The organism is Nocardia sp. NPDC055029 (assembly GCF_053608525.1).
Map to the genome: position 1 here is coordinate 36568 of NZ_JBSGVQ010000006.1, position 15320 is coordinate 51887.

Sequence of the window (15320 nt, forward strand, 5' to 3'; positions counted from 1 at the left end):
TCCCCGCGCGAAGATGCTCCGCACGAACAACGTGCGGAGCATCTTCGCGCGCCGGGCGCTGAACCTCAGCCGTACAGGATCAGGTCTGCGCATTTCTCGCCGATCATGATGGTGGGCGCGTTGGTGTTGCCGCCCGTCACGCTCGGCATGATCGATGCGTCGGCTACTCGGAGTCCGTCGATTCCGCGTACGCGGAGCTGCGGATCCACGACCGCGCGTTCGTCGACGCCCATGCGGACCGAGCCGACCGGGTGGTAGACGGTGTGGATGCGGTTCGGCAGTTCTTCGCGCATCGCCGCTTCGTCGGTGAAATCCGCGCCGGGGACTATTTCGCCCTTGTTGTCGCCGGTTCCCGCCATGATCTCGCGGACCATGTCGATGCCTTCCAGAAGGACCTCGGTGTCCTTGGGAGCCGTCAGGTACGCCGGATCTATGAGTGGTGCGGCTGTCGGATCTGCCGATGCCAACCGGACGGTTCCCCGGCTCTCCGGGTAGATGAGCGCGGGGAAAATGCTTTGACCTGGTTTTTTGGTAGCCGGAACGATTCGCTTGTCGGAGTCTTGATTCGGCGACGGATAGACCCAGTAGAGGCTGAGTAGTTGCAGGTCGGGGATCTCGCGGGCATGGGAGGTGCGCACGAAGGCGACGGATTCGAAGGAGGAACCGGCCGCCCACGACGAACCGGGACGACATCGTTCCGCCGCAAGTCCGCGCATGAAGTACGACGTCGTCGGCTTGCGCAATGCCGATTTCATCGCGAAGGAGAGGGGGACGAAAAGGTGGTCGTGCAGGTTGTCGCCGACCGGCAAGTCCGCCTTGACGGCGATACCCCGCTCTTTCAGATGCGCGGCGGGGCCGATCCCGGACAGCTGCAAGATCTGCGGCGACCCGAATACACCGGCCGATACGACGATCTCGCGCGAGGCCCCGATCACCTGCTTGCCGCCGTCGACCAGGATCTCCACGCCCGTCGCGCGGGATCCTTCGATGACGACCTTCGTCACCTTCGTCCCCGTGAGCACGGTGAGATTGGGCAGCGGATCTTCGTGCAGGTAGCCCTTGGACGCGGAGTACCGCACACCGTTCGCGGCGCTCTGCTGAAAAACCGCGACACCTTCCTGGCTCTCGCCGTTGTAGTCATCGAGCTTCGGCACACCGAGGCGCGTCGCGGTGGCGTCCATGAACGCGCGCGCCGCGTCGGTGATGGTGTGCTGACGGGTGACCTTGATCGGACCGCCGGACCCACGTAATTCGCTCGCCCCGCCCTCCCAGTCCTCCATCCGCCGGAAATAGGGCAGGACGTCCGCGTAGGCCCACCCGTGGCAGCCTTCGGCGGCCCAGTCGTCGAAGTTCTTCCGGTTGCCCCGGACGAAAAGCATCCCGTTGACCGAGCTCGACCCGCCGAGTATCCGGCCGTGCACCATGGGGATCGTGCGGTCGAGCGCATGGCGCTGCGGTGTCGACTTGTCGCCCCAATCGAACAGCTTCTTCAGCTGCGGCGTCGAGTGGATGACATTGATCGCGCCCGGAATCCGGAACAGCATCTTGGCCCAGCCCTTGTCGTCCGCCCCACCCGCTTCGAGCAGCACCACGGACGCGCCGCTTTCGGCGAGCCGGCGCGCGACGGCACAGCCCGCGCTGCCAGCCCCTACAACGACATAGTCGGCGTCTGTCACCTTGTTCTCCGGTCGGGAGTCGACCCAAAACGACCTTCGGATTCTATCGCGATCTACTTCGCGCCAGAAGTCGGCTGACGTCGGTGGGGTTCTGGCGAGCCTCGTTAGCATCGGTGTGAGCGACTGTCGGTGTCGTGGTGGCCGTTTCTGATCGGAGGAATCGTCGTGGACGGTCTGGCGGTGACATCCCGGGGAGTGCGTTCTTCCGGGCGTGGGGTTGCGGTGCTCGTGGCGGCGGCGGTGTTGCTCGTGGTCGCGTTCGTGCTCGTTCCCGGGATGGCGGCGGGATGGGGATCCGAGGGCGGGATCGGCGACGAGGGAGAGCTTCGGGGTGCGCTGCGGGTGGCGTTCGTCGGGTATTGGAGTTCGGGCGCGGGCGAGTTCTCGCCCGCGCTGGATGATGTTGTGGAGTACTGGTTTCGGTATCACGTGGTCAAAGCGCTGATCGCTGTTGTGCTGCTGGGTGTTCTGGTCGCGCTGGCCTCGGTGTTGTGGAAAGCCGTTGGGCGGAAGGGTGATTTGGGGCGGGGGCGCAGGATGGCGCTCGGGACGGCCGGTGTGGGCGTTACGGTGTTCGCACTCGTCGCGTTGGTGGCGGTGATGGCGAATGTGCAAGGTGCGGTGGCGCCTTACGCGTCGTTGCTGCCGATGCTGTTCGACGAAGCGGTGGGGCCGGAGCTGGCGGGGACATTGGAGGACGTCGGTCGGCAGTTGGCCGCGTCGGCAGGGCCGGGTGCTTCGCCCGCGCTCGACGTGATGATTGATGGCTTCACGCGCTATCACGTGGTGATGGCGGTGATCGCGGCCGTTGTCGCGGTGGGTTTCGCCGTAGCGAGTGTGGTGCTGTGGAAGCGGCGTGCGGGGAGGTCGTCCGGGAAGCGGCGCGTGCTCGCGGGGTCCGGGGTGCTCGCGGTGGTGTTTCTCGTTGTTGCGGTGGCGAATACGACGACCGTGGCGGATCCGGTGCCTGCGTTGCGGGCGTTGTTCGACGGCGGGTGGTGAGGGCTCAGGCGAGGCGTTCGTCGGGGTCGCCGAATTCCTGGTGGTAGCGCTGGGCTCGGGCGAGCATGCGGCGGATACCGGCGATCATGCGGTCAGTGGGGAGGGGTTCGGCGATGATGGGGTCGCCGGTTTTGACGTAGTAGCGGCCGTCGTCGTAGTCCATCCACCAGAAGGTGCGGCCGGGGCTGGGGCGAGCGTCGACGGCGGGGCCGGAGAAGGTGGAGATTTCGCCGAAGGCGCGGCGTTTGCGGTGGAAGACGCGGTTGAGCTGGTCGGCGGAGCTGAGCTGGCCCGCGCGGTATTCGAAGTGTTCCTCTTCGGCGGCGAGTCTTTCGCGGCGGACTTCCACCGGCGGCTTGGTGCCCGGCTTCGCACGGGGGAGTGCCGCGACCGCGAGGGCGGCCACCTGGTCTGCGCGGCAGTAGGTCATGACGACGTCGCCGCCGATGTCCTCGGCGGTGCCGCGCGCTTGGGCCAGGGTCGCCCCTGCAGGCCCGCGGATCGCGCCGTGGAAACGGATGGCGTTCGAGGTGTCCTGTCCGACAAAGCCTTTGGACTCGACCCTGGCGTCCGGGTCGAGCAGGACGGTCAGGGCGTGCTCGACCGCGGGATCGTATTTGCGGAGCAGGCTATCGACCGCCGCTTCCCGATGCCGCTTCAGTTCGTCGAAGTCCGCGATGTCGGTGCGGTATTGCAAGGGGTAGGGGAGACGGTCACGGCCGTAGCCAGCCCACAGGATCTCGAATTCGATGCCGGTGAATTCAGCTCGGTGCACTGTCGTGGTCTCCGCCTATCACCGGGGGCACGGTCCGGAGTCCGTCCGTGCCGATCAGCAGCTCGCCGTTGCCTTGGTTGATCAGATAGTCGGGGATGCCCTTGGTCCGCTCGTCGTCGGACCCGCCGCGGCCCGCGCCCGGCGCACCCATTCCGGCCATGCCTGGTGCGCCACGGCCGCCGCTCGCCGCGCCGGATCTGGCGGCGGCGGCCGCTGCGGCGGTGGGGGATTGGCCGCCGGGCAGGCTGCGGCCTGGAGCGGGGGAGGAGGGGGTGCCGCTGCCCGGCGTGCCGCCACCTCCGCCGCGACCGCCGCCCGAGGGGCTGCCGGTTCCCGGCGTGGCGGGGGTGATCGGTGTTGTGGTGGTGGGAGCGGTCGAACTCGGTGTGGTCGCGGTCGGTGTCGTGGATTGCGGTGTGGTGCTGGGGCTTTGCTGTGTCGTCGAACCCGTGTCGGTGGATTGCGATGTGGTGGGGGATGGGGTGTCGGGGTCTTCGGTGGGCGTGCCCTCGCCCGGTGTGTCGGTCGACGGGTCGTCGGTGGTCGAATCGTCGCCGGGGTTTTGTCCCTGTGTCCCACCGGTATTCGTGCCGCCGTTGCCGCCCGTCGCGCCGGGGTCGCCGGTGCCCACGGTGATGGACGGCGCCGTCGGCAGATAGGGGACGCCGTTGTCGGTCTGGGCGGCCACCTGGCCGTAGACCGAGTAGAGGATCCGCCTGCCCTCGTCCTCGGCTTCCTTCTGGTTGTACTCGTCGACCTTCATCACGCCGTCCTGCGGCAGCGTCTTGCCGGTGACGTTCGCGCGCTCGGTCAAGCCGGGCATCAGGGCCTGGGTCTCCTCGATGCCCGTGCGCATCTCGGACAGCTTCAAACTGATGGCCGTGGCCGCCTGCGACAACGGGATCGACTGCTCCGCATAGTTGTTCACCGCGGTCACCGCCGCGGACGCCGCCGCACCCGTCCAGCCGCCGTGCCCGTTCGCGCCGGTGACGGTGCGTGCGAACTCCTGGTTGAACTTGTAGAACGTGCCCATCAGGTTCATGCCGATATTCGCCCACGCCGTCACCGCGTCGTCGACCAGCTGCGGCTTCATCGCCGCCGCCGCGGCCTGCATCTGCGCGAGCGTCATACAGTCGTAGCTGTCGGGGACGGTGATGTGCGGCGGTTGGGTGTCGCCGCTGAAGATCGTGGAGTAGTTGCCCTGCTGCTGGCGGTTGTAGATGCCGGCGCGCTCGGTGTTCCACTGCTCCTGCGCGGCGATCACCTTGCTCTTGTACTCGTCGTAGGTCATCCGGGTTCCCCCGCCGCGGTGATGTGGGCGCCGGTCGTTTGGTCCTGGGCGACGAAGTTGGCAATCGCCTTGGCGACAACCTCTTTCGCGGTCTGGACGGTCTCGATGTGCTGCCGGAGGACCGTGTCCAACGCGCGATCGCCGCCGGATGCGGTCAGTGAGAACTTCTTGGCCAGCACCTGGCTCGAGTTGAACGAGCCGAACCCGTCGATGCGCTGGACGCGGTCTACGAGCTCATAGACTTCTTCAAGGCGATCCAGATGATCGTCGCAGACCCGGTCCAAATCTCTGCCGACCTCGGGATCGAGTGCCAGCTCGCCCGCATTCGCTTGGACAAGTAGTTGATTCCATTGAGTTGGATTGATTCCGAGAACCATCTGCTGCCCCCGTCAGCTTGCAGGAAGATACTGGACCAACGCAGTGCTCAGTCGGCGCGCCTCGCCGCACGGATCAGCGGCTCCCACTGCGCTGACGCGATTCTGAACCTTGAAATCAACTGAGCCGGTGGGAACTTCAACGCTGACGTAGCATGCCACGTCATTGGCGGAGCCGATCGGCCGGAACTCGAGTGCGTTGTGGGACCCGACCGTCAGGTCGGACCACCCGGTGTATTCGCTGGTCCGCTGCCGCGACTCAGCCAAGGTGTGCTCCGATGCCATGACGGCGAACGTGTACTTCTTCTCCGAATCCGTCCAGCTGCAGACCTTCCACCCCGTGAAGTCCACGCCCGCCACGTCCTTCTTCTTGCTGCCGGCGTTCAGCCCCACCCCGCTGACCGCCGAATCCGGCAGCGAACACGGATCCCACACCTTCGCCTCGGCATCCACCGAAGTCGGGCTAGCCGCCACATTCACACTGCTCGTCGGCGAGGGAGTCGTGCCACTCCCGGCATCCCCGCAGCCAACCGCGACCATCCCCACGACCACGACCCCGACGACCTTCACTACATTGCCTCGCACTGTCAACTCGACCATCCCCTCCTGGTGTAGACAGCTTCGCTCGAATCCTCGAGCGGTTACGGCTGTGCAGAGTCTAGTCCGAACCGCGCTCCGTCACTCTGCCGCGCAGGGGGAGGCGGCGGCCATGGTGAATCGCACTTCCTCGTCGTTCTGGCCCACCCGGATCCGGGACGACGACACCGAGAATCCCTGTGCGTCGCGGTAGTACCTGCTCACCGGGTCCTGGTCCGGATTCTGGCTCGGCACCAGGGTGAAACCACGGGCCGTCATCGCCTCGAGCTTGGCCATGGCCCGGTCGACGAATTCCTGCGACGGGTTGTCCACTTCCCGCTCGTATCGTGGGCGCCACGGCGGGCCTTCGTAGCTGATGGCCGCCATGCTGGTCCGGCAGCCTTTGCTCACATCGACAGCCTCCGGGTCGACGGACAGGTGTTCCGGCCAGATGAGCTCGAAATTGTCCGCGACGATCGGCCTGGCCGCGGCCACAGTCAGGCCGGTGCGCTGCATGATGTCCTCGTTCGTCGGACCCTTGTCGTCCAAGGTCGCGCACCCTGTCGCGACGACCGCCACCATGGCGAGCACAGCGGCGATTCTCATCGGATATTGATCTTCACACCGGGGTCCGGATTGTCGGTGACGCGCGGTCCGGCGTAGGGGTCGATCTCGATATCGAACGCGGCGGCCGCCTGTTGGGCCGCGGCGGCCTTGGCGGCGTCGAAGGATTCCTTGGCGCCGTTTCCATTGTCGCCCAAGCCGATATCGACGAACGGCGTTTCGATACCGCGCTCGACGTAGGCGGTCGCGGACGAGCCCTCGATCACACCGACGATGTTCCGGAAGGCAGTCGATCCCGGATCGTCCCAGTACTTGCCGTGGCCGTCGGTTCCGAAAACGACTTCCCCGGGATGGTCGGTCGAGGTGCCGCTGTAGTAGCCGGTGTCGAGCCGGATCACTCCGGGAACCTCGTCAGGATCCCCACCGAGCTCATCGGACGCATGCGGATTGCCAGGCAGCCGGATCCCGCCCGGAATGGACAGTCCCTCTTCGGGATACGACTGCACCACGCCGATCAGATCGCCCGGCGCGGTCATCGAATACCGCTGGACGTTCGGATTCGGATTGTTCCATCCGGTGTCGAACACCCCGGTTCCCGCCGACGACGCATGGAGAATGCGGTCGGCGCGCAAGCCGAGCTGCTCGGCCGAGCCGACGATCGATCCACCGTAGGAATGCCCGACGTAGGAGACCGGTGTTCCCGGCGCGGAGGACGCGACTTCGCGGTCGACTTCCCGGCCGAAGTCGACAAGCTTCGGCGCCATGTCGGCCGCGAACTTCGGGCTCGGCGCGCCGTCGGTCAGGCTGGTCAGGCTCTGCGGGAAGTCGCCTTCCATGTACAGGAAGATCGGGCCGCCGGTCTGGTCGGCGAGATTCCACGCGGCGACGTGATTGGACCCGGAACCATTCAGATTGGTCGACGTTCCCGGCACATACACCCCGGCCCCGGGTGAACCGGCCTTCATATCGCCGATCATCTCGATCATCCGGCCGTTGCCCTCGGTACTGAACATGACGAACTTGCGATCGACCATGTCCAGCCGAGGAGTCGCGGTGTCACCGGTCGAGGCGGGCGCGGTGCCGAGCGTGCCCGACCCCTCCGGATTCGGGATCGGCGCGAGCATCGCCTCCAGCTGTCGGACCCGCGACTCGTCCCGATTCGGCTTCGCCTTCTCCGCCGTCAGCGCATTGCGCACGTTGATTTCATTGGCTTCGATCCGCATCACGAACGGCACCCCGTTGAGATTGCCCAGCTTCTCCGGCGCGGCGATCACGAGTTGCCGCTGCGCTTCCGGGCTCAGCCCGGCCAGGAAACTGGCCCGCTCGTCGGCGGACATCGACGCCAGCTGGATCGCCACGGCGTCCGGGTCACGGATGGTCCCGTCCGCGAGAGTGATGTCGGGCTGACCGTCGCGAATGGCGGTGAGATCGGCGAGTGATTCCTTCAGGCTGGTGCCGAACTGGTTGTCCAGGCGTTCGATCTCGTCCAGCCCGCCGAACAGGTTGAGCTGGAAAACGCCTGCCGCGCCCTCTTTCTCGGGGTCGGAATGCGACACCCGGCCGTCGGGTGCGACCGAGAAACCCTGTCCGACAGCGAGATTCCGCTGGTCGAGCACATACGTCCTGGCGTGCTTCAGCCCGAGGTAGGCGTCCTCCGCGTCATCGGCGATGCGCAGCAGCACGGTGCGTACTTCGTAGCCGTGGTCGACTTCCTCGTCGATCCGCCGGCTCGCCGCGTCCCTGGTCTGCCCGTGCCAGCTGCCCGTCGCCGAGACCGCGCGGGAGCAGTCGTCGACCGAGGTGGAGACGACATCGGCATTGGCGCGCGCGGCGTCGGCGGCGCGATGCAGACCGTCGAGATTCCAGCCGTCGAGCTGGGTGATCGTCGGGCGCATCAGCGGGCGCTCAGCTTCCCGATCTCGCCGGCGATCTCGGCATCCTTGGCCTGGATGTCCGCCGAGAACTTGTCCACCAGATCGGCCAGGGTGGTGAACCTGGTCGCGATCGAGGTCATCGCCTGCTGTGCGGGATCGGCTATCGCGCGGACGGCGGCGAGGGCATCGCTGCCGTCGCCGGTCGCCTCGCCCATCGCCGACCACGGGAGTGTGCCGACCTCGTCGGACTCCTGTCGCCACGTCGTCGCCAGAGATTTCAGTTGATCGGGTTCGACACCCAGCGTGCTCACGATTCCCCCTCCTTCGGCGCCGAGCCGGCCACAGGCCGTCGGTACCACCGTGCGGATCGGTCCCTTCGTGAAGGTTGGACGGGGCTGTCGAACCGGGGGTTCCATCATGTGACGTGAGTCACATTAATTTAGACCGTCGCGGTCTCGTCCTTGTCCGCATCGGTGCGATCGCGCACGCAGTCGCGGCAGGTGCCGAAGATCTCCAGGGTGTGGCTGACCTCGGTGAAGCCGTGCTCGCCCGCGATCGTCTCGGCCCACGCCTCGACCGTCGGGCCCTCGACCTCGACGGTGCGGCCGCAGTGGCGGCACACCAGGTGATGGTGGTGCCCGCTCGAGCACTGGCGGTAGACGGATTCGCCGGAATCGGTGCGCAGGACGTCGACCATGCCCGCGTCCGCGAGCGATTGCAGCGTCCGGTAGACGGTCGTCAGGCCGATGCCCTCGCCCCGTTTGCGGAGCTCGTCGTGGAGTTCCTGCGCGGAGCGGAACTCGTCGATATCGCCGAGCAGGGCCGAGATGGCGCTGCGCTGACGCGTGCTGCGGACCCCGACCTGCTTTCCGGAGGGATTGTCTGCCAACGGATTACCCTTCCTCGGCGTGGGCGACGGCATCGACGACGATGTGCGCCAGATGATCGTCGACGAGTTCGTAGAGCACCTCGCGGCCCGAGCGTTCCCCGTGCACGACGCCCGCGGACTTGAGAATGCGCAGGTGCTGACTGACCAGCGGCTGGGTGACCCCGAGTGCGTCGACCAGCTCGTGCACACAGCGCGGCGACTCGCGCAACTGCAGCACGATCGCGATCCGCACCGGCGCGGCGAGCGCCCGCAACAGCTCACCCGCGTCCTCGAGTACCTGGCGTGCGGGCACCGCCGCGGGGGCGGGGGAGTGATACGGATTGTGCGCGTGTGCGGCCGTGGCATCGGTGGTCATCAACCAACTCCTTAATGGAAACCGATTCCATTTTGATATGCACGGGTGCGCATGTCAAATGACGCGCCGGACGGCACCGGTCGGCTGCTGCAATCTCACTGGACGCTTCCCGATACCCTTGACCCAATACGTACGCTACGTGGCACCGCAATGCCAGGTAGCGAACAATTCCGACTCGCAGTGGATGGAGATATCTCGCGTGGCACCCAAGTCGAAGGTGGACACCGTTGCCAACCTCGCCAAGCGCCGGGGCCTGGTTTACCCGTGCGGTGAGATCTACGGAGGCACCAAGTCGGCGTGGGACTACGGTCCGCTGGGCGTCGAGCTGAAGGAGAACATCAAGCGGCAGTGGTGGCGCACCATGGTCACCAGCCGCGACGACGTCGTCGGCCTCGACTCCTCGGTGATCCTGCCGCGTCAGGTCTGGGAGGCCTCCGGCCACGTCGCGACCTTCTCCGACCCGCTGGTCGAGTCGCTGCACACGCACAAGCGTTACCGCGCCGATCATCTCCTGGAAGCGTACGAGGAGAAGCACGGCCGCCCGCCCGCCAACGGCCTGGCCGACATCAACGACCCCGAGACCGGTCAGCCCGGCAAGTGGACCGAGCCGAAGAACTTCTCGGGCCTGCTCAAGACCTTCCTCGGCCCGGTCGACGACGAAGAGGGCCTGCACTACCTGCGTCCCGAGACCGCGCAGGGCATCTTCGTCAACTACAAGAACGTCGAGACCACCGCGCGCAAGAAGCCGCCGTTCGGCATCGCCCAGATCGGCAAGAGCTTCCGCAACGAGATCACCCCCGGCAACTTCATCTTCCGGACCCGCGAGTTCGAGCAGATGGAGATGGAGTTCTTCGTCAAGCCCGGTGAAGACGCCGAGTGGCACAAGTACTGGATCGACACCCGCCTGGCCTGGTACACCGACCTCGGCATCGACCCGGAGAACCTGCGCCTGTTCGAGCACCCCAAGGAAAAGCTGTCGCACTACTCGGCGGGCACCACCGACATCGAGTACCGCTTCCGCTTCCAGGGCAGCGAGTGGGGCGAGCTCGAGGGCATCGCCAACCGCACCGACTACGACCTCAAGACGCACTCGGAGCACTCCGGCACCGACCTGAGCTTCTTCGATCAGGCCTCCGGTGAGCGCTTCATCCCGTACTGCATCGAGCCCGCGGCCGGTCTGACCCGTTCGCTGATGGCGTTCCTGGTCGACGCCTACGCCGAGGACGAGGCGCCCAACGCCAAGGGTGGTGTCGACGTGCGCACGGTGCTGCGCCTGGACCGTCGCCTCGCGCCGGTCAAGGCCGCGGTGCTGCCGCTCTCGCGCAATGCCGACCTGACCCCCAAGGCCAAGGACCTCGCCGCCCAGCTGCGCCGCAACTGGAACGTCGACTTCGACGACGCGGGCGCCATCGGCCGCCGCTACCGTCGTCAGGACGAGATCGGCACCCCGTTCTGCATCACCGTCGACTTCGACACCCTCGACGATCAGGCCGTGACGATCCGCGAGCGCGACTCGATGGCGCAGGAACGCATCGCCCTGGACAAGGTGGAGTCCTACCTCGCCACCCATCTGATCGGCGCCTGACACGCATCACGACGAAGCCCGCGCCGCCATCCGGCGCGGGCTTCGCTGTGGGCGGGGCGTGGACGTGATCACAGTGCGTACCTGACGGTTTGCATCGGCCGGGCTCGTGCCTCACTCTGTGCGTTGTGCTGTGGGAACCGGAAGATGTGGTGCGGGGGCTCGACCCGTCGGAACAACGATTCGTCCGGCATGCCACCTTCACCGGGCGCTCGGTGACGGTCCGCGGTGAACTCGATGCCGCGGCCCTCGGCGCGGCGTTCGCGGCACTGCAACGCGCCTTCCCGATCCTGGTGTGCCGGATCGTCGAGGACGTCGAGGAGAACGGAATCCTGCTGCGTCCCGGGCATATCGAGCCCGTCGGCGCCTGGGTGAGTTTCGGTGATCCCGACGAGGTCAGGATCCCGACCGAGTCGATGGACCCCGCCGATCAGCTGGGATATCTGGATGTGGTTCTGTCCGAAGAGGATCGGGCGCGGGTCACGCTGTTCGTGCACCACGGTGTCGCCGACGCCGGGCATTGCGTCGAACTGTTCGCGCGGCTGTGGGATTACTACACCGATCACGTCGAGACCGGGTCGATCGCGGCCGGGTCGCGGGAGTATCCAGTGTCGCTGGAATCGCTACTGGCGCGGCGGGGGACCGAGCGTGGACCACGGTCAGGTCTGGAGACCGTGACCCGTCCGCTCGTCGTCGCCGACGCGGTGGGCGTGGTCGAGCCGTCGCCGCAGGCCACCGCCGCGCTGGCCAGGCCGGCGCGAATCCAGTTGAACCCCGTCGAGACCGCGCGGGTGCTCGACCTGGCGCGCACGCACGCGGTGAGTGTGAACGGGCTGGTCACCGCGGCGGCGCTGCGGGCGTTCACGTCGGTCTACGACGTGGCGGAGGTCGGCTGTGTCTACCCGGTCGACATGCGCAGGCGGCTGGACCCGCCGATCGAGGCGGCGGCGGGCACGAACGTCTCCGGCCTCGCCGCCTTCACCACCGACACCGCCGGGACCGACGACATCGTCGCCCTTGCCCGGCGGATCGGCACCAGCCTGCACGACGATCTGGCGACCGGCGTGATCGAACAGTCGGTCCTGCACTTCCCGGACTTCTTCGGCCCCACCCGCGTCCACTCGACGGCCGGGCACATCGCCCTCACCAACACCGGCACGGTGCCGGCCTTCCGCGCGCCGACGGGCCTGATCCTCGACGACTACGAGATCGTCTACCTGTCCGCCCATCCGCGTCCGTCGACGGGCGCCTCGGCGGCGGTCACGTTCCTGGTCTACACCTACCTGGGCAGACTGACCATCGGCAGGCTCGGCGGCGGCGTGCGGGCGGCCGAACTACTGCCGGCCGTCGCCGCCGAGCTGACCTGGCAGGCCGACCACGAGGCCGCGACCGCCTGATACCGAGGTTCGGGTCAGCGCGGTGCGAGGGGCTCTTGCAGTTCGGTGACCCAGCCGTCGGGATCGGGCGTCCACGCCAGCGTCACCTCACGCACCGGCGCCGCGGTGCGGTAGCCGTTGTCCTCCACCCAGCGGCCCAGCGCCTGCCACGCCGCGCCGATCCCGGTGACATTGCCGTGGTAGACGGTCGTCGCCACGCTCGCGTGCGCGGGCAGATCGACGATCGAGAACCCCGGCGCCGCATCGGGTTCCACGTTCACCGGCACGCACGCGTGGATGTCGACGGTCCCGTCGTCGCGCGCGTCGTAATAGGCGATCGCGGGTCCGGCGATGGCGATGCCTGCCTGTGCCAGGCGATCACTGAGATCGCCGAACAGCGGCTGGATCACCGGGCTGATCGCCTGCGGCTCGAAACCCGCTGCCCGTCCGGTCGATTCGGCCACCCGCACCGCGGGCACCGACTTGATCACCACATCTTGATCGGGCATGACGCCCTCCTTCTCGATGATGCGGAGTCTCGCTTCGACATCGGTCAACCGGGCGTGGTCGGCCGCGATCTGCTGTTCCAGCTCGGCCCTGCGCAGCGTGAGCATGCCGCGCAGTTCCTCCAGGCCGGGACCCGGATCGAGCATCCGGCCCACCTGCTCCAGCGTGAACCCAAGCTCCTTGAGCGCGACCAGGCGGTTGAGCCTGGCCAGCTGCGCGGCCGTATAGAACCGGTAACCGGTGGCCGGGTCGACCCGTGCGGGCCGCAACAATCCCACGGCGTCGTAGTGGCGCAGCATGCGCACCGACACCTGACCGTGTCTGGCGAAATCTCCGATACTGAACATGACGCCCTCCGGTGTACGACCTCACACGGTGTGAGGGTCAAGCCGGCTTCAGAACCGGCCACCTCGGCTGACTCTGCGCGATCCCGATGATCCGCCGTAGGAACCCGGCCGGTACCCGCCGCCACCGAGTCCGCCCCCGCCGAATCCACCACCACCGCGTCGTGTCGCACCGCCGATCGAGCCGCGCAGGAAACCGTCGAGCAGGATGCCGCCGAGCACCGCACCGGCCTGCGATCCGCCGCCTGCCACCGGTTGCCTTGACTCCCACGCCCGCACGCTGGCCTGCGCCTGCTGCAAGGCCCGTCCGCCGAGGTCGGCGGCGGTCTGCGCGCTGGTCAACGCGCGATCCGGTGCGGTGGCTGCCAGCCTGCGCGCCTCGTCGAGATGACGCTGTGCCTCGGACAGCCTCGTGCGTGCCTCGGCATCGACTCCACCACGCCGGGTGGTGATGAACGAGGACGCGGCATCGATCCGGGCGGCCGCGTCGGTGAGCGTGCGATCGAGCCTGCGCCGCAGATCCTCCACGGCGAGTTTGCGATCCGAGGCCGCCGCGATCGCGCGATCCAGCTCGGCGTCGGCGGTCACCGCCTCGTGAAAGGCGCCGAGCGGATCGGATTCGGCAGTGGCCGCCGCGGTATTCACGGCGGTGTTCGCCCTGGTGACCGCGGCGGCCAGTTCGGGACCGCCGAAGTCGGTCAGTCCCGAGGCGGCGCCGAGATCGGCGCGCAGTTCGTCGAGGGCGGCGGGCAGCCCGTCGCGTGCCTGCTGGATATTCGTCGCCGCCTGGTCGACCGCATCGAGCAGGCGGCGCGCCTGACCGATCGCGCCCTCCGCCCCGCGGATCGCCGCGACCGCCCCGCCCTGCTGACCGACCGGTTGGGTCAGCGCGGTGCGGGCGGTGTCGATGTTCTGCTCGGCGAAGGTCATTCGCTCCGCCGCCATCCGCACGTTGTCGTGAATCGGGGCGAGCACCGAGGCCGGGTAGGCCGAATTCAGCCGGGCCAGTTCGGCTTCGGAGGCGGGCTTGCGGGCGGTCAGGTCGACGATGTCGCGGGTCAGACCGTCCAGCCGGGCCGGTGCGTCGATGAGCAGATCGCGCATCGCATCGAAATCGGCGACCTGGGCATCGAGTTCGCGGTCGGCCTTGCCCGCGGTGGAGATCAGCTCGATCAGCATGCTGCGCTGCTGGTCGGGGGTTTCCGGGACCGCGTCGTCGAGTTGCTGGCGGATCGTGAACGCCGTGGCGGTGGCGGCACGGGCAACGTCGAGCGCGGTGCGGAACGGTGTCACCGCGGTCTCCCCGAATTCGCCGGTGGCCAAGGCCAATTCCTCGGAACTGGTGCGCACGGCGTCGTCGATCTCGACGAGCCGTTCGCGCGAGAGCGCCTGCAAGGTCGGCAGCGACAGTTTCGCCAGCGCGGCCGGATCACCCGGGTCGACGGCACGGGCGCTGCCGAGTTCGGCGCGGTCACGATCGCGACGGCGCTTGCGGGAGAACAGGAGCAGGCCACCGGCGAGGAGAACGACCACAAGTCCGATACCGACGAGCCATCCCCACGGCACCCCACCGCCGCGTATCGCCGACCCGATGCCGTCGGCGGTGTCGACACCGGCCTGCGCCCATTTGCCGTCCCGCAGATCGGGTTCCACCGTGCCAGCCAGCAGCGAATCCAGCTCGCCGTCGCTGACACCGTCGGGCAGGATGCCGTCGAGCCAGTAGCCGCGATCGTCCACGGCCACCGCGAGCAGGAGATCGTGGTCGCTGAAACCGGACAGCTCGGAGGTGCGCGCCGCCCAGTCGCGCGGGGCCATCGAGGCGAAATCGTGCACGTAGATCACCCAGAGCTTGACCTGGTGGTCGCGGGAGAGCCGGTCGACGGCCTCGAGCACCCTGGCTTCGTCGGCGCCGCTGAGCGCGTCCGCGCTGTCGACCACCCGCGGACCCATCCGCGACGGCGGCTCCGCTGTCGCGCTCGGCGCGCAGAGCAGGCTGATCGCGGCCAATGCCGCGCAGAGCAGGCCGGCCATCGTGCGCACCGGAACCGATCGTGGGGCCGAACTCTTCCTCGACAGCGGCATGTGTCGAATCTAACGGGCGCGCGGCGACCGCGGGTGCGACGGCGCGGGGCGCG

Annotated in this window: 15 protein-coding genes; 3 read left to right on the forward strand and 12 right to left on the reverse strand. The window is 67.6% G+C overall.

The window, feature by feature from the left end; translation table 11 throughout:
* Positions 1 to 65: 65 nt before the first annotated feature.
* Complete coding sequence (locus tag ACWF9G_RS07635) at positions 66 to 1676, reverse strand: GMC family oxidoreductase (protein WP_452514443.1); 1611 nt, start codon at positions 1674 to 1676, stop codon at positions 66 to 68.
* A gap of 165 nt (positions 1677 to 1841) precedes the next feature.
* On the opposite strand from ACWF9G_RS07635, the gene ACWF9G_RS07640 reads away from it, so the two are divergent.
* Positions 1842 to 2678: a hypothetical protein gene (locus ACWF9G_RS07640; RefSeq protein WP_452514445.1), complete on the forward strand. Its 837-nt coding sequence runs from the start codon at positions 1842 to 1844 to the stop codon at positions 2676 to 2678.
* Between the two features lie 4 nt (positions 2679 to 2682).
* On the opposite strand, the gene ACWF9G_RS07645 is transcribed toward ACWF9G_RS07640, so the two are convergent.
* The 9 genes from ACWF9G_RS07645 to ACWF9G_RS07685 all read right to left on the reverse strand — a co-directional run bounded on the left by ACWF9G_RS07645 (position 2683) and on the right by ACWF9G_RS07685 (position 9376).
* Complete coding sequence (locus ACWF9G_RS07645; protein WP_452514447.1) at positions 2683 to 3453, reverse strand: ESX secretion-associated protein EspG; 771 nt, start codon at positions 3451 to 3453, stop codon at positions 2683 to 2685.
* Entirely contained in the window at positions 3440 to 4744 is a 1305-nt protein-coding gene (locus ACWF9G_RS07650; RefSeq protein WP_452514449.1) for a hypothetical protein, read from the reverse strand. Before ACWF9G_RS07650 ends, ACWF9G_RS07645 begins: the two co-directional genes overlap by 14 nt.
* Entirely contained in the window at positions 4741 to 5121 is a 381-nt protein-coding gene (locus ACWF9G_RS07655) for a hypothetical protein (RefSeq protein WP_452514450.1), read from the reverse strand. The genes ACWF9G_RS07650 and ACWF9G_RS07655 overlap by 4 nt, the downstream gene beginning before the upstream one ends.
* A gap of 12 nt (positions 5122 to 5133) precedes the next feature.
* Positions 5134 to 5718 carry a DUF3558 domain-containing protein gene (locus tag ACWF9G_RS07660; RefSeq protein WP_452514451.1) on the reverse strand — a complete coding sequence of 195 codons (585 nt, stop codon included), beginning with the start codon at positions 5716 to 5718 and terminating at the stop codon, positions 5134 to 5136.
* A 78-nt stretch (positions 5719 to 5796) separates the two neighbouring features.
* Positions 5797 to 6300, reverse strand: a complete 504-nt coding sequence (locus ACWF9G_RS07665) for a hypothetical protein (RefSeq protein WP_452514452.1) — start codon at positions 6298 to 6300, stop codon at positions 5797 to 5799.
* Positions 6297 to 8153 carry an alpha/beta hydrolase gene (locus tag ACWF9G_RS07670; RefSeq protein WP_452514453.1) on the reverse strand — a complete coding sequence of 619 codons (1857 nt, stop codon included), beginning with the start codon at positions 8151 to 8153 and terminating at the stop codon, positions 6297 to 6299. Before ACWF9G_RS07670 ends, ACWF9G_RS07665 begins: the two co-directional genes overlap by 4 nt.
* Positions 8153 to 8443, reverse strand: coding sequence for a type VII secretion target (locus ACWF9G_RS07675; RefSeq protein WP_452514454.1), 291 nt, complete (start codon positions 8441 to 8443; stop codon positions 8153 to 8155). Before ACWF9G_RS07675 ends, ACWF9G_RS07670 begins: the two co-directional genes overlap by 1 nt.
* A 128-nt stretch (positions 8444 to 8571) precedes the next feature.
* Positions 8572 to 9054, reverse strand: coding sequence for a Fur family transcriptional regulator (locus tag ACWF9G_RS07680; protein ID WP_379308591.1), 483 nt, complete (start codon positions 9052 to 9054; stop codon positions 8572 to 8574).
* Entirely contained in the window at positions 9026 to 9376 is a 351-nt protein-coding gene (locus ACWF9G_RS07685) for an ArsR/SmtB family transcription factor (protein WP_379308590.1), read from the reverse strand. The genes ACWF9G_RS07680 and ACWF9G_RS07685 overlap by 29 nt, the downstream gene beginning before the upstream one ends.
* Positions 9377 to 9560: 184 nt before the next feature.
* On the opposite strand from ACWF9G_RS07685, the gene ACWF9G_RS07690 reads away from it, so the two are divergent.
* Both ACWF9G_RS07690 and ACWF9G_RS07695 read left to right on the forward strand, forming a co-directional pair.
* Positions 9561 to 10961 (forward strand): glycine--tRNA ligase, encoded by a 1401-nt coding sequence (locus ACWF9G_RS07690; protein WP_379308589.1) that lies wholly within the window; start codon positions 9561 to 9563, stop codon positions 10959 to 10961.
* 125 nt (positions 10962 to 11086) lie between these two features.
* Positions 11087 to 12355, forward strand: a complete 1269-nt coding sequence (locus ACWF9G_RS07695; RefSeq protein WP_452514455.1) for a phthiocerol/phthiodiolone dimycocerosyl transferase family protein — start codon at positions 11087 to 11089, stop codon at positions 12353 to 12355.
* Between the two features lie 14 nt (positions 12356 to 12369).
* Here ACWF9G_RS07695 and ACWF9G_RS07700 read toward each other — a convergent pair whose 3' ends face one another.
* Together ACWF9G_RS07700 and ACWF9G_RS07705 are read right to left on the reverse strand one after the other, a co-directional pair.
* A complete protein-coding gene (locus ACWF9G_RS07700; protein ID WP_452514456.1) occupies positions 12370 to 13188 on the reverse strand; it encodes a MerR family transcriptional regulator in 819 nt (272 codons plus the stop codon).
* A gap of 48 nt (positions 13189 to 13236) precedes the next feature.
* Positions 13237 to 15216, reverse strand: a complete 1980-nt coding sequence (locus tag ACWF9G_RS07705) for a TPM domain-containing protein (protein ID WP_452514585.1) — start codon at positions 15214 to 15216, stop codon at positions 13237 to 13239.
* Positions 15217 to 15320: the final 104 nt, after the last annotated feature.

Excerpts from the sequence above, each read along its gene's own strand:
- ACWF9G_RS07690 (WP_379308589.1), top strand. The coding sequence starts at position 9,561 with ATGGAGATATCTCGCGTGGCACCCAAGTCGAAGGTGGACACCGTTGCC.
- ACWF9G_RS07685 (WP_379308590.1), bottom strand. The coding sequence starts at position 9,376 with ATGACCACCGATGCCACGGCCGCACACGCGCACAATCCGTATCACTCC.
- ACWF9G_RS07660 (WP_452514451.1), bottom strand. The coding sequence starts at position 5,718 with ATGGTCGAGTTGACAGTGCGAGGCAATGTAGTGAAGGTCGTCGGGGTC.
- ACWF9G_RS07665 (WP_452514452.1), bottom strand. The coding sequence starts at position 6,300 with ATGAGAATCGCCGCTGTGCTCGCCATGGTGGCGGTCGTCGCGACAGGG.
- ACWF9G_RS07655 (WP_452514450.1), bottom strand. The coding sequence starts at position 5,121 with ATGGTTCTCGGAATCAATCCAACTCAATGGAATCAACTACTTGTCCAA.
- ACWF9G_RS07650 (WP_452514449.1), bottom strand. The coding sequence starts at position 4,744 with ATGACCTACGACGAGTACAAGAGCAAGGTGATCGCCGCGCAGGAGCAG.
- ACWF9G_RS07680 (WP_379308591.1), bottom strand. The coding sequence starts at position 9,054 with ATGCCGTCGCCCACGCCGAGGAAGGGTAATCCGTTGGCAGACAATCCC.
- ACWF9G_RS07705 (WP_452514585.1), bottom strand. The coding sequence starts at position 15,216 with ATGGCCGGCCTGCTCTGCGCGGCATTGGCCGCGATCAGCCTGCTCTGC.
- ACWF9G_RS07700 (WP_452514456.1), bottom strand. The coding sequence starts at position 13,188 with ATGTTCAGTATCGGAGATTTCGCCAGACACGGTCAGGTGTCGGTGCGC.
- ACWF9G_RS07670 (WP_452514453.1), bottom strand. The coding sequence starts at position 8,153 with ATGCGCCCGACGATCACCCAGCTCGACGGCTGGAATCTCGACGGTCTG.